The following is a 13,002-nucleotide window of genomic DNA, read 5'->3' as shown; positions in this document are numbered from 1 at the left end:
TCTAGTCGGACTTGTTGATAGCCTTCACGACAGGCCGGTGCCGGTCACCTCGATTGATGAAGGCACCGGCCCGCCAGTGTCTTTGCCACGCTTGTAGCACGCCTAGTTGGTGGTCAACACCGCATCGAAGTAGGCGGCAATACCGTCCACATCATCCAGTGGTAACACAGCGGCGACATACTGGTCCGGACGGACAATCACGACCACACCGTCGCGAGAAAGTTCACGATCCTCAAAGATGTCCTCGTCCGGTATGGTGGCGTAGATCTTCTCCCAGTACTCCAGGCCAAACTTCCCGACCTCGGGGCGGAAGATGGCCGGGGCATCCACGCAGTCGAAGCTCGCGGTGTCTTGCTGATAGATCACATTCGGCTCAACCTGAGCGTTGATGTCATCGCCTTCGCGACGGTATTTCATAAACGGTGAGTCCGCGGAGGTCACCAACCACTCGGCCAGCTTTGAGAGCTTGGAATCGTGCTCGCCACAGGCCGGGCGGTCCGCAAAGGCGTACAGTCGCCAGCGACCATCCGCCACCGCCTGATGGCCGATGTGCAAGGGATTGGCGTCACAGACGCGCATGGCCTTAGCCGACTTGAAACGCTTACCCACCGGGAACCCGGCGGCCAACTCCTGGTGCTCGGTGCCACCGGTGACCATGGAGGGACGGTACTCGGTCAGGAATCCAGCCGGGAACTCGGCGGTTTTGACGTAGAAGTCCTCCAGGTAGGTCGGATCCGGCAGCTCTTCGGTCGGAGTGGCCATCAGGGTCGACCATTCCTTATCGAAGTCGATGAGGTTCTTGGCTACCTCTTGGCGCTCATCCGAGTAAGTGTGCAACAGGGTCTCAGGGCTACGCCCCGACAGCACCTGGCCCAGCTTCCAAGAGATATTGAAACCGTCTTGCATTGAGACATTCATACCCTGGCCGGCTTTGGCCGAGTGGGTATGGCAGGCGTCGCCGGTAATGAACACGCGCGGGGTCAATCGGCCGCGGTCTGCGGTGTCGACATCGTCGAAGTGGTCGGTCAACCGGTGTCCTACCTCGTAGACCGAGTGCCAGGCCACGGACTTCACATCCAGGGTGTAGGGCGTGATGATGTCGTTGGCCTTGCGGATGATTTCCTCAATCGGGGTGTCGCGCACCTTGTGGTCATCATCCAGAGGCACTTCACCCAAGTCCACGTACATGCGGAACAGGTGTCCACCCTCGCGAGGGATGTGCAGAATCTGGCCGTGCTTGGAGTTGATGGCGCACTTGGTGCGGATATCCGGGAAGTCGGTGTTAGCTAGCACGTCCATGACACCCCAGGCGTGGTTGGCGACATCGCCACTCATCACCCGCCCGATGGAATCGCGGACGCGAGAGTGGGCGCCATCGCAACCGACGACGTACTTGGCGCGCACGGTGCGTTGTTCGCCCTTCCGGGGACCGGCTACGTACTCCACCTGGACCTCGACCGGGTAGTCCTGCTCGCGGTCCACACTCAGTCCGAGGAACTTAATCCCATAATCCGGGGTAATCCGACCCGGAGCCCGCAGTGCAGCTTCGGCGTAGCCATCCAATACGCGTGCCTGGTTGACGATCAGGTGTGGGAACTCGGAGATGCCGGAAGGGTCATCGGGAGTCCGGGCGGTACGAATGATGTTCTCGGGGTTGGTGGGGTCCGGCTTCCAAAAACACATCTCGGTGAGCCAGAAGGCCTCATCGATAATTTCGTTAGCGAAGCCAAAGGCTTGGAAGGTCTCCACCGAGCGGGCCTGAATACCGTCGGCCTGGCCGATCTCCAGACGTCCCTCACGGCGTTCAATAATGCGTGTATTGACTTCGGGGTAGTAGGACAGCTGAGCGGCGGCCAGCATACCGGCCGGACCGGTTCCGACAATCAGCACGTCCATTTCGTCGGGGAGTTCGTCGCTGCGATTGAGGCCGTAGCCAGCAGCAGGACGAATTCGGGGGTCTTCGGAGACATAGCCGTGTTCGTGGAAATGCATCGGTGGTTCACTCCTTGTCGGAAAAGACAGAGTAGATCGTGCCGTAGAGCGTGTTCTATAATCGAACACTAAACTCTATTATCGAATTTATGAGTCAGATCATAGAGGAAATATGAGCTGACTTACAAGGAGGTGTGTCGTGGCAGACCCGGTTACTCGGTCCGCAGGATCACAAACCCTCAGTCGCGGTCTTCGAGTACTGGAAGTGCTCGCTAATTCCGCGTCTGCGATGAGCATCGGCCAGGTCGCTCACGCTTTGGGGCTACACCGCTCGGTGTGTTACCGGCTGGTGCGCACCCTGGAAGACCACGGGCTGGTGGTGCGTGATCAGCTGGGGAAACTCGCGCTAGGTGTACGACTCGTGGCCTTGGGCGCCTCGGTCGAGCGAGATATGCGTGCCACTGCCCTGCCCTTATTGACCCTGGCCGCTCAACGGTTAGTCATGACCTGCTTTCTGGCCATCGAAGACCGCGGGGAATGCTTGACGGTCACCAGCGTGGAACCTCCCCACCAAGAAACCGTCATCGCCCAGCGCCCCGGCGCGCGTCATCCCATCCAAGACGGGGCCACCGGAAGAGCGATCTTGGCGATCATGGACGAGGCTTGTTGGCCAGAGGGCATCAGCGACGAGGTGCGAGCCAATGTCCACGAAATCAGGCAGCGCGGTTGGGCGGAGTCCTACAGCCAGGTCATCCCCGGACTGTACGGCGTCGCGACCCCGGTGCGTTTCGAGGACGGCCGGCTGGGATCGGTTGGAGCATTGAGTCTTTTCCACGCCACGGGCGAGCATCTCAACCGTGTCTTGGAAGGCCTGTGCACAGTTGAGACCGGACTTGTTGAAGCTGGCGTGTGTACTTTAAGGTAGGGGTGTCGAAGGTCATAGTGGGCTGAACCAACTGTGACGCCTTCTCGGCCTGGCGTTTGAAAAAGAGACGCTAACTCTTCGGTGAAGAGCCAGACATATATGGAATCGATCGACATATCTGTCTGTTGGGAGCGTTTCATATGCCAACTGTTGCCGCCGTTCTTGCCGATGCCCTACACCGTCACGCCACCGCCTTCTTCGGGCTGATGGGCAATGGCAATGCCTATTTCATTGACGCGCTACATCAGCTCGGCACCGACATCGTGCCGGTCCGCCACGAAGTCGCCACGGTAGCCTCCGCCGATGCCTACTACCGGGTGCGCCAAGAACTCGCGGTGGCCACCACGACCTATGGGCCGGGCTTTACCAATACGCTGACCGCGCTCGCTGAAGCCTCGCTATCACGGATTCCGCTCATCCTGGTGGTCGGAGACCAGCCCACTCCGGGGCGTCGCCCCTGGGATATCGACCAAGTTGCCACAGCGGCCTCCATGGACGTGCCGACACTGACCGTTGAGCCCTCCAACGCCGGCACCGTAGCCATCTCTGCTGTCGAACAAGCCGTGTCGCTACAACGCCCCGTGGTCCTCGCGATTCCCAATGACTTGGCCACCGCTGAGGTCAGCGCCGATGGTGCCGTCATCCCTGAGCTCACCCCTAAGGCGCCGAGCCCGGTAGTTGATACCGAGACCATCCACAACATGGCCACTGCCTTGCGGGAGGCTTCCCAGCCACTCATTCTGGGTGGTCGCGGTGCCCGTCACTGTGCTGGGGCCTTGCGTGAACTGGCCGGCCTGCTCGGCGCCGATGTGGCTACCTCCGCACCCGGGCGCGGGCTGTTCTACACCGATGGCACCGACGGATTCACCGATTTGGGCGTGTGCGGAGGATTCGCCGCCTCGGGCTCCGCCCAGCGCATGCGTGAAGCCGATGTTGTCCTGGTAGTCGGAGTCGGGCTGAACCAATTCACCATGGCCTTTGGTGAAGCCTTCGGCCCCGAGGCGCACGTCATCCAGATTGACAGCGAACCACAGGCCACCCACGCCCGCGTCAACCAGTTCCTCAGCGCTGATTCCGCTACCGCCGTCCCCGCGCTACTGGATGCGTATAAAGCCACCACCTCTGCGACCGAGTCGCGGGCGAAGACTGACAACACCGAAGACACCGCTCGCGAGCTCCGCGCCTATGAGACCGGCACCGAATTCGGCCCCGCCGGTGGGCTCGACCCCCGCGCGCTGAGCACCCGGTTGAACGAGCTGCTGCCACCAGACCGGATCTACATCACCGATGGTGGCCACTTCATCGGCTGGCCTAATATGTTCTTCGACGTGTCCGAGATCGACCACATGATCTTGCTGGGCACAGCCTTCCAAACTATTGGGCTGGGTTTCTCCGCCTCTGTCGGAGTTGCTCACGCTGCCCCGGAGAAAACCACTGTGTTGGTCACCGGTGACGGGGGTGGCATGATGGCCTTCGCTGACGCTGAATCCCTGATCCGTACTGCCAAGAGCGCCGTGGTCATCGTCTTCAACGACGCCGCCTATGGGGCTGAGGTCTTCCAATACGGCAGTAAGGGATTGGCCGAAGAACCCATGCGCGTCGGCGAGATCGACTTCGCCGGGCTGGCCACCAGCCTGGGCGCTCGCGCCTCCGTGATCCGCAGTTTCAACGATTTGAAGGACTTCACCCAGTGGGTTGCCGACGGCGCACACGGCACCTTCGTATTGGACTGTCGCGTCGACGGGAGCATCGTCGCCCCGTATATGCAAGAGATCGCTGGGATTTAACGCTGTATACCGCCCTGCCACTGTGAATGATGTCATGTGGTCTATATGACATGAGATCTCAAATCGTATATAGTCTGAGCTCAGCGGGTATGACCTAGACCACTATGCAGCGGTCGAAACGCCCTCTCTTATCACATTCACACCCTGAGAAAGTAGCAGTGGACCATGGAGAAACTAATACGCATTGCGGTTCGTTTTCTCGCAGTGCTCTCAGCAATCGCAGTCGTCGTGATGGTCATCGCCATCGCCATCGATGTCTTTGCACGCAATATCACTGGTGCATCGTTACCGGGCATGATCGAAATCGCCGAAACAGCCATGGTGACCGCCGTAGCCTTCGGTCTGGCCTGGGCCGGACTGAACGGCGAACACGTCGCGGTTTCCCTGGTGACCGACCGTTTTGGCCCCGGATTGACCAGAGCTACCAATGTCTTCGTCTGGGCCCTGGTGACTCTCTACACCGGCTGGCTCTCCTATGCCAACATCATGCGCGCCATCGATTCCTTCATCTTCCGTGAAACCCGCTTTGGCATCGTGCAGTGGCCGATGTACCCGATGCGCTGGATCCTGGCGATCGGCCTGCTCTCTCTGTTGTTGGTAGCCGTCCTTAACCTGGTGCGCACATTGCGTGGCCAAGAACCCACCGGCCACGCCGATGAGGTCCAAGCCGCTCTGGCCGACCAGCCGGATGTCGTCTCCAAAACATCCGCCAGCATCGCAACTTCTACCGCCGAAGGAGGCCGTGCATCATGAGTCTCGGCGCTGTCGTGATCCTCGTGCTGGTGCTGATGCTGGCACTGCTACTGCTCCGAGTCCCCGTGGCCGTCTCCTTGGGTCTGGCCGGTGCCATCGGCCTGGTGCTTTTGCATGGATTTAACCATGCCACCCTGGAACTCGGTGCTGACCCGTTCTCCCAGATCGCATCCTTCTCATTGACCATCGTGCCGATGTTCGTGCTCATGGGCATGTTCGCAGTACGAGCCCATGTGGCCGAATACGTCTTCGCCATCGCCGACCGCGTGTTGAGCCGTTTTCCCGGCGGGCTTGGTGTCGCCACTGTGGTCGCCTCGGCCGGTTTCTCTGCAGTCTCCGGTTCCTCGATCGGTACCGCGGCCACGATGGCGCGCCTAGCCGTGGGAGAAATGCGGAAATCCGGGTACCCGGCTCACATGGCCACCGCCTTGGTTGCGGTCGCCGGAACCCTGGGATCGATGATTCCGCCCTCGACTTTCCTCGTCCTTTACGCCATCCTCTCTCAGCAATCGGTAGGAGAAATGCTGGCCGCCGGTATTGTCCCCGGCGTGCTCTCTGCGTTGGCCTATGCCATCTGGATCGGCTTTGCCGGCTGGCAGCTCCGCCGTCGTGGCCAGGTTGTCGCAGACGCAGACAACGTCCAAGATGCCCTGAGCCAAGCCAAAGCCATCCAGGCGGAAAACCGTCGCCACGCCCCGTTGTCCTCTCTGCCGTGGCGCGGTCTGGGCTACATTCTTCTGCTGTTCGCCATCGTGCTGGGCGGGATGTACTCCGGGATCTTCACCGCCACCGAGTCCGCTGCATTCGGCGCGATTGCCGCGGTGCTGATTCTGATCTGGGAATTGCGTAAACAAGGCGCCAAGGGCATTTGGCAGGGTATTAAAGGCGCCCTGGAATCCACGGCGGGGACCACCGCGATGGTCTTCTTTATCATCATCGGTTCCGGAATCCTCTCAGCCTTCTTCGTCTCCGCTGGCGTGCCGGGAATGGTCACCGCCGCAGTGAGTAGCTGGAGCCTGTCACCGACCTGGATCATGCTGATTCTACTGTTGTGCCTGGTACCGATGGGGATGGTGCTGGAATCGTTGTCCCTGCTGATGATCTCGGTTCCGCTGATCCTGCCGGTCGCCCTAGAATTCGGCTTCGACCCAATCTGGTTGGGCATTCTGATCGTGAAATTCATCGAAATTGGCATGGTTACTCCGCCGGTGGGCATCAACGCCTTCGTCGTCTCTGGCGCCACCGGCGTGAAATCCGAGACCGTCTTCCGCGGTATCATTCCGTTCTTTGTTATCGACATGATCTTGATCCTGATCTTCTTCTTCACCCCGGATCTGATCCTGTTTTTGCCCGGATTAGTACAGAACTAGCCCTGGGTGAGCCCTGGCGCAGAAAGAAGTGAACTCATGAGTTGGACGACAAAAACTGCCCGTCGCGCACGAACCTCGACCCGTGGCTTGCTGGCGGTCGCCGGTATCGTGGCTGGCTCGCTGACGTTGACTGCCTGTGAAGAAGGCGTGGTCGACTGGGAACGAGCAGATCAGACCGATGCCGAATACATCTTCACCCAAGCCAACGGCGCCAGCGTGGGGACCCAGCACGAGCTGGTTGCCGAAGCCTATATGGACGCGGTCGAAGAAGCTTCCGATGGCCGTATCGCCTTTGAACGCACCCCCTTCCAAGCCATCTGCGATATGGCCGATGTCGCAGACTGTATACGCGACGGCCGTGCCGACTTCGGACTAACCGTCACCGATTACACCCCACACCTGCTACCCACCACCTCGGTACTATCCATCTCGTTCAAAACCGATGACATTCAAGCAGCTACCCAGGCGCTTTACGAACTCCACCGCGAGTACGAGCCAGCCAAAGAGGTTATGGAGAAGGCTAACCTGGAACACGTTTCAACGTGGCCGGTGGGCGCGCTACTCATTGGGGCGAAGACCCCGATTGATGGGTTTGAAGATCTCGATGGGCTTCAGGCTCGCGCAGCCGGTCCGGTCACTCAGCGCTCGCTGGAAGATGCCGGGATGAATGTCAGCGCCATCACCGCCGGAGAAACCTATGAGGCACTACAGCGCGGAGTAATTGACTCGGTGGCCTCCTCGCTGGACTTCGGCGTGAACTTTGCCATCACCGAACAACTTCCTTATTGGGTCGACCCTGGTTTTGACCAATACACCGCCTACGGCATGTGGTGGAATAAAGACTCCTACGAGTCCTTGCCTGAGGACCTGCAGGCCACCGTGGATGACGTAACGAAGGAATTCAATGAGGGCAAGACCATTGACGTTGCCAACGGTGAGCTGGAAAGTATCTGTGATGAGATGCTCGACTCCCCGGACGTGGAAGATTTCGACACTTGGTCCGATGAGGAAACTCAGAAATGGAAAGACATCGCTGCCGAGGGGGCCGAGGAAACCTGGTTGGATGTGATGGACTCGTTGGATTTCGAGAACGCGGAAGAATACCTGCGGGTCTACAACGAGAAGTACGAGTCCCTGAAATCTCCGGAAAACCCAGACGATGCCGGTATCGCCTGCGCTCAGCGCTGGCAAGAACGTCACGGCGATGCAGCAAATAAGTGATTGTGACACCCTGACCCCATCGCATAGAATGATATACGATTTCGAATACTCTCAGATCTGCTGAGCAGGAGGCCTGCATGCCGAACCCTCTCCACGACGTTCCCGTCACCCCGGGCAAGATTATTGCGGTGCACGTGGCCTTTGAGTCTCGCGCCGCCCAGCGCGGTCGGCGCCCGGCCACCCCGTCTTATTTCCTTAAGCCCACGAGCTCCTTATCGGGCTCCGGTGCCGACGTAGCACGCCCCGCCGGGACCGAGCTGATGGCTTTTGAGGGCGAAATCGCCCTGATCATCGGGGAACCGGCCCGCCGGGTCTGCCTCGAAGACGCCTGGAAGCATGTGGCTGGGGTGACCGCCGCAAACGACCTGGGCATCTACGACTACCGCCCGGCAGATAAGGGCTCTAACCTCCGCTCCAAGGGCCGGGACGGTTACACGCCCCTGGGCCCGACCGTGATTGACGCCCACAGCATTGATCCGACCGCACTCCGGTTGCGCACCTGGGTCAACGGTGAGCTGGTCCAGGAGGATGGCACCTCCGAGGACCAGCTGATCTTCCCGCTGGCTCAGTTCGTGGCCGACCTGTCGCAGCACATGACCCTGGAAACCGGTGACGTGATCCTGACCGGTACCCCGGCCGGCTCGTCAGTGGTGGCCCCCGGCGACACCGTGGAGGTCGAGGTCGATGCCCCCACCGCCACGGGCGCACCCACCTCGGGTCGGCTGATCACCCACATTACGGAGGGCCCCGGCGACTTCGACCCGGCGCTTGGGATGTTGCCGGCTGTCGATGAAAAGCAAGCCGAAGACGCTTGGGGATCCCGTGAAGCCGCCGGTCTGCCACCGGTTGCAGATCCCACCGCGGCGCTCCCTGATGAGTTGCGGACCAAGCTGAAGGTAGCGCCCACCGCCGGACTATCGGCCCAATTGCGTTCCCGCGGTCTGAACAACGTCGTCATCGAAGGCGTGAAGCCCCAAACCGCGGGCACCAAGATGGTCGGGGTGGCCAAGACCCTGCGTTTTGTGCCCAACCGTGAGGACCTCTTCGGCAGCCACGGCGGTGGCTACAACGTCCAAAAACAGTGCTTTGATGCCGTCCGACCGGGCGAAGTCATTGTCATTGAAGCTCGCGGTGAAGCCGGCTCTGGCACCCTGGGCGATATTCTCGCCCTCCGCGCCCAGTACAACGGAGCCGCCGGTGTGGTCACCGACGGGGGAGTCCGCGACTACGCCGAGGTTCAGCGTATCGGCCTACCGGTCTTCACCCAGACCGCGCACCCGGCCGTGTTGGGGCGTAAGCACGTGCCCTGGGAGGTCGATGTGGCCGTTAGTTGTGGCAACGCCACGGTGCTCCCCGGCGACGTGATCGTTGGTGACGACGACGGGGTGCTTGTGATCCCGCGCGATCTCGCCGACGAAGTTGTCGAGGCCGCCCTGGCCACAGAGCACCAGGACGAGTGGGTGGCCAACCAGGTTCGAGCCGGCGCACCGATCAAGGGCACCTTCCCGCCCACTGGCGAACAGAAAGAGGCCTATGAGCGCTACGCCGCCGAAAGCGGGGAACAGAACTGATGACCCCACCGACCACAACCGAGACCGAGCAATTGTCCAAAGCCCAGATTGCTTACCGGTGGATTCGGCAACGGATCTTCACCCAAGAATTCAGCCCCGGCTACCGGCTGGTGCTGGCCACCATCGGTGATGCCCTGAATATGTCGGTGGTACCGGTGCGGGAGGCCATCCGCCAGTTGGAAGCCGAAGGACTGGTGACCTATCAGCGCAATGTGGGCGCACACGTGTCGATGGTGGATGAATCCCAGTACATCAACTCGATGCAGACCGTGGGCATTCTCGAAGGGGCCGCAACCGCCGCGGCTGCCCCGCATGTGAGCGCAGATGATCTGGCCGAAGCCCGGGCGCTGAATGCGCAGATGCAGCGCTCGCTGTCACATTTCGACCCGGCCAGCTTCACCAAAACCAACCAGGCCTTCCACCAGGTGCTCTTCGCTCGGTGCCCGAACCAGCGACTGACCGATCTGGTCTATGCCGAATGGGACCGGCTGAACCACCTGCGGGAATCCACCTTCTCCTTCGTACCCGGACGCGCCAGAGAATCGGTGGCCGAACACGCCCACATTCTGGACCTCATTGCCGGCCATGCGTCCGCGATCGAGATTGAACAAGCCGCCCGAGACCACCGCAACGCCACGCTGACCAGCTACCTGAACAGCCCCGAACACCAGAACCGATCGACCCTAGGAGAGTACTGACCGTGACTGCCACCTCCCAACGCCCCGCCAACCTGCCCGATCAGATCCGTCACTACATCGGTGGCGAGTTCGTTGATTCCCTCGACGGCGACACGTTCGAGGTGCTCGACCCGGTCACCAACGAGACCTACATTAAGGCTTCCTCCGGGAAGAAAGCAGATATCGACCGTGCCGTGGCTACCGCCAAGGACGCTTTCACCAACGGCCCCTGGCCGACCATGCTGCCACGCGAACGCTCCCGTGTGTTACACAAGATCGCCGATGTGGTCGAATCCCGCGGTGACGAGCTGGCCGCCATGGAATGTTTCGACACCGGTCTACCGATTACCCAGGCTCTGGGCCAGGCCCGTCGTGCTGCCGAGAACTTCCGGTTCTTCGCCGACCTGATTGTTGCCCAGCACGATAACGCCTTCAAGGTGCCGGGCCGTCAGGCCAACTACGTCAACCGCAAGCCGATCGGTGTGGCCGGGCTGATTACCCCGTGGAATACCCCGTTCATGCTGGAATCCTGGAAGCTCGGCCCGGCCATTGCCACCGGGAATACCGTGGTTCTCAAGCCGGCCGAATTCACCCCGCTGTCAGCGTCGCTGTGGCCGGGCATCTTTGAGGAGGCCGGACTACCGACCGGTGTGTTCAACATGGTCCAGGGTTTCGGTGAAGAAGGCTTCGCCGGTGACTCGCTGGTCAAGCATCCCGACGTTCCGCTGATCTCCTTCACTGGTGAATCGAAGACCGGTGAGATCATCTACGCCAACGCCGCCCCCTACCTGAAGGGTCTGTCCATGGAGCTGGGCGGTAAATCCCCGGCCGTGGTCTTCGACGACGCTGACCTGCAGACCGCGATTGACGCGACCATTTTCGGCGTGTTCTCCCTGAACGGTGAACGCTGCACGGCCGGCTCCCGCATCCTGGTGCAGCGCGGGATCTACGATGAGTTCGTTCAGCGCTACGCCGCCCAGGCCAAGCGGGTCACGGTGGGTTTGCCCTCAGAGAAGACCACCGAGGTCGGCGCCCTGGTCCACCCCGAGCACTTCGAGAAAGTCATGTCCTACGTGGAGATCGGCAAGAACGAAGCCAAGTTGGTCGCCGGTGGCTCCCGTCCCGAGCAGTTCCCCGACGGCAACTTCGTCCAGCCCACCGTTTTCGCCGATGTCTCCCCGGACGCCCGGATCTTCCAGGAAGAAATCTTCGGCCCCGTCGTGGCCATTACGCCCTTCGACACCGAAGAAGAAGCCCTTCAGCTGGCCAATAACACCAAGTACGGTCTGGCCGCCTACATCTGGACCAACGATCTGAAGCGCGCCCACAATTTTGCCCAGCACGTCGAGGCCGGGATGGTGTGGCTGAACTCCAATAACGTCCGCGACCTGCGCACCCCCTTTGGCGGGGTCAAGGCCTCCGGCCTGGGCCAAGAGGGCGGTTACCGCTCCATCGACTTCTACACCGACCAGCAGGCCGTGCACATCAACCTCGGCGAAGTCCACAACCCGGTCTTCGGCAAGCAGGACTAAGCGCACCCCAGGCCGCTGACCCGTCGTGAGCACAGAAAGAACAGAGACCATGACTGATATGAAGGATCGCACGCTGACCTCCTCGGGATTCTACGTCTCCCAGGAGACCCCGATTCAGACCGATAACCCCATCCCCAGCCCGAGCGTGGAAGCACCCGATGTATTGCGGTGCGCCTCGATGGAACTGGTCGTCACCGACCTGGCCGCCTCTCGCGAGTTCTACGTGGACGTGCTCGGTTTGGTGGTCACCGATGAAGATGAGCACACCATCTACCTACGGTCGATGGAAGAGTTCATCCACCACAACCTGATCCTGCGCGCCGGCCAGGTGCCCGCGGTGGCGGCATTTTCCTACCGCGTGCGCACCCCGGAGGACCTCGACAAAGCCGTGGCCTTCTACGAAGAACTCGGCTGCCGGGTCGAACGCAAAAAGGACGGGTTCGTCAAGGGCCTGGGTGACTCGGTGCGCGTGGAAGACCCGCTGGGCTTCCCCTATGAGTTCTTCTACGAGGTCGAGCACGTCGAGCGTCTGGCTTGGCGCTACGACCTCTACAGCCCCGGGGCCCTGGTGCGTCTGGACCACTTCAACCAGATCACCCCCGATGTCCCCCGGGCAGCCCGCTACATGCAGGATCTAGGTTTCCGCGTCACCGAGGATATTCAGGACGAGCACGGCGTGGTCTATGCCGCTTGGATGCGACGCAAACCCACCGTGCACGACACCGCCATGACCGGCGGTGACGGCCCGCGGATGCACCACGTGGCCTTTTCCACCCACGAGAAGCACAACATTCTGGCCATCTGCGACAAGATGGGGGCCTTACGCATCTCCGACCGCATTGAGCGTGGCCCGGGACGGCACGGTGTCTCCAATGCCTTCTACCTCTACCTGCGTGACCCGGACGGCCACCGCGTGGAGATCTACACCCAGGACTACTACACCGGCGACCCGGACAACCCGGTGGTCACCTGGGATGTGCACGACAACCAGCGACGTGACTTCTGGGGCAACCCGGTCGTACCCTCCTGGTACACCGACGGTTCCCTGGTCCTGGACTTGGACGGCAATCCGCAGCCGTTGACCAGCCGAGAAGAAGACTCCGAAATGGAGGTCACCATCGGCGCCGACGGCTTCTCCTATACCCGCGAATCCGGTGAAGAAATGCCCGACTGGAAGAAAGGCGAATATAAGCTGGGCAACCAGCTCTAGACTGAAAGACAGTCCGCCTCCACG

Annotated in this window: 10 protein-coding genes; 9 read left to right on the top strand and 1 reads right to left on the bottom strand. The window is 60.9% G+C overall.

The window, feature by feature from the left end; genetic code table 11:
* Positions 1 to 102 precede the first annotated feature (102 nt).
* Positions 103 to 1,992, bottom strand: coding sequence for an FAD-binding monooxygenase (locus DCC25_RS04830; RefSeq protein WP_110100804.1), 1,890 nt, complete (start codon positions 1,990 to 1,992; stop codon positions 103 to 105).
* A 139-nt stretch (positions 1,993 to 2,131) separates the two neighbouring features.
* Here DCC25_RS04830 and DCC25_RS04825 point away from each other — a divergent pair, with 139 nt between their 5' ends.
* The 9 genes from DCC25_RS04825 (at position 2,132) to hpaD (ending at position 12,978) form a co-directional block, all read left to right on the top strand.
* Entirely contained in the window at positions 2,132 to 2,857 is a 726-nt protein-coding gene (locus DCC25_RS04825; RefSeq protein WP_110100803.1) for an IclR family transcriptional regulator, read from the top strand.
* 140 nt (positions 2,858 to 2,997) lie between these two features.
* On the top strand, positions 2,998 to 4,644 hold the full coding sequence (locus DCC25_RS04820) for a thiamine pyrophosphate-binding protein (protein WP_110100802.1): 1,647 nt from the start codon (positions 2,998 to 3,000) through the stop codon (positions 4,642 to 4,644).
* Between the two features lie 165 nt (positions 4,645 to 4,809).
* Entirely contained in the window at positions 4,810 to 5,397 is a 588-nt protein-coding gene (locus DCC25_RS04815; protein WP_110098989.1) for a TRAP transporter small permease, read from the top strand.
* The gene (locus DCC25_RS04810) at positions 5,394 to 6,767 is read left to right on the top strand and encodes a TRAP transporter large permease (protein ID WP_110100801.1); all 1,374 of its coding nucleotides are present in this window, start codon (positions 5,394 to 5,396) and stop codon (positions 6,765 to 6,767) included. The genes DCC25_RS04815 and DCC25_RS04810 overlap by 4 nt, the downstream gene beginning before the upstream one ends.
* 36 nt (positions 6,768 to 6,803) lie before the next feature.
* Positions 6,804 to 7,988, top strand: coding sequence for a TRAP transporter substrate-binding protein (locus DCC25_RS04805; RefSeq protein ID WP_110100800.1), 1,185 nt, complete (start codon positions 6,804 to 6,806; stop codon positions 7,986 to 7,988).
* A gap of 77 nt (positions 7,989 to 8,065) precedes the next feature.
* A complete protein-coding gene (locus tag DCC25_RS04800) occupies positions 8,066 to 9,559 on the top strand; it encodes a fumarylacetoacetate hydrolase family protein (RefSeq protein WP_110100799.1) in 1,494 nt (497 codons plus the stop codon).
* On the top strand, positions 9,559 to 10,257 hold the full coding sequence (locus DCC25_RS04795) for a GntR family transcriptional regulator (protein ID WP_110100798.1): 699 nt from the start codon (positions 9,559 to 9,561) through the stop codon (positions 10,255 to 10,257). Before DCC25_RS04800 ends, DCC25_RS04795 begins: the two co-directional genes overlap by 1 nt.
* Before the next feature lie 2 nt (positions 10,258 to 10,259).
* Entirely contained in the window at positions 10,260 to 11,768 is a 1,509-nt protein-coding gene (hpaE, locus tag DCC25_RS04790; protein WP_110100797.1) for a 5-carboxymethyl-2-hydroxymuconate semialdehyde dehydrogenase, read from the top strand.
* 49 nt (positions 11,769 to 11,817) lie between these two features.
* Entirely contained in the window at positions 11,818 to 12,978 is a 1,161-nt protein-coding gene (gene hpaD, locus DCC25_RS04785; RefSeq protein ID WP_110100796.1) for a 3,4-dihydroxyphenylacetate 2,3-dioxygenase, read from the top strand.
* Positions 12,979 to 13,002 lie beyond the last annotated feature (24 nt).

It is taken from the genome of Auritidibacter sp. NML120636 (assembly GCF_003185945.1).
GTDB lineage: Bacteria > Actinomycetota > Actinomycetes > Actinomycetales > Micrococcaceae > Auritidibacter > Auritidibacter ignavus.
Note: the sequence above shows the minus strand (reverse complement) of the source record. Positions and strands in the feature narration are given on the sequence as shown.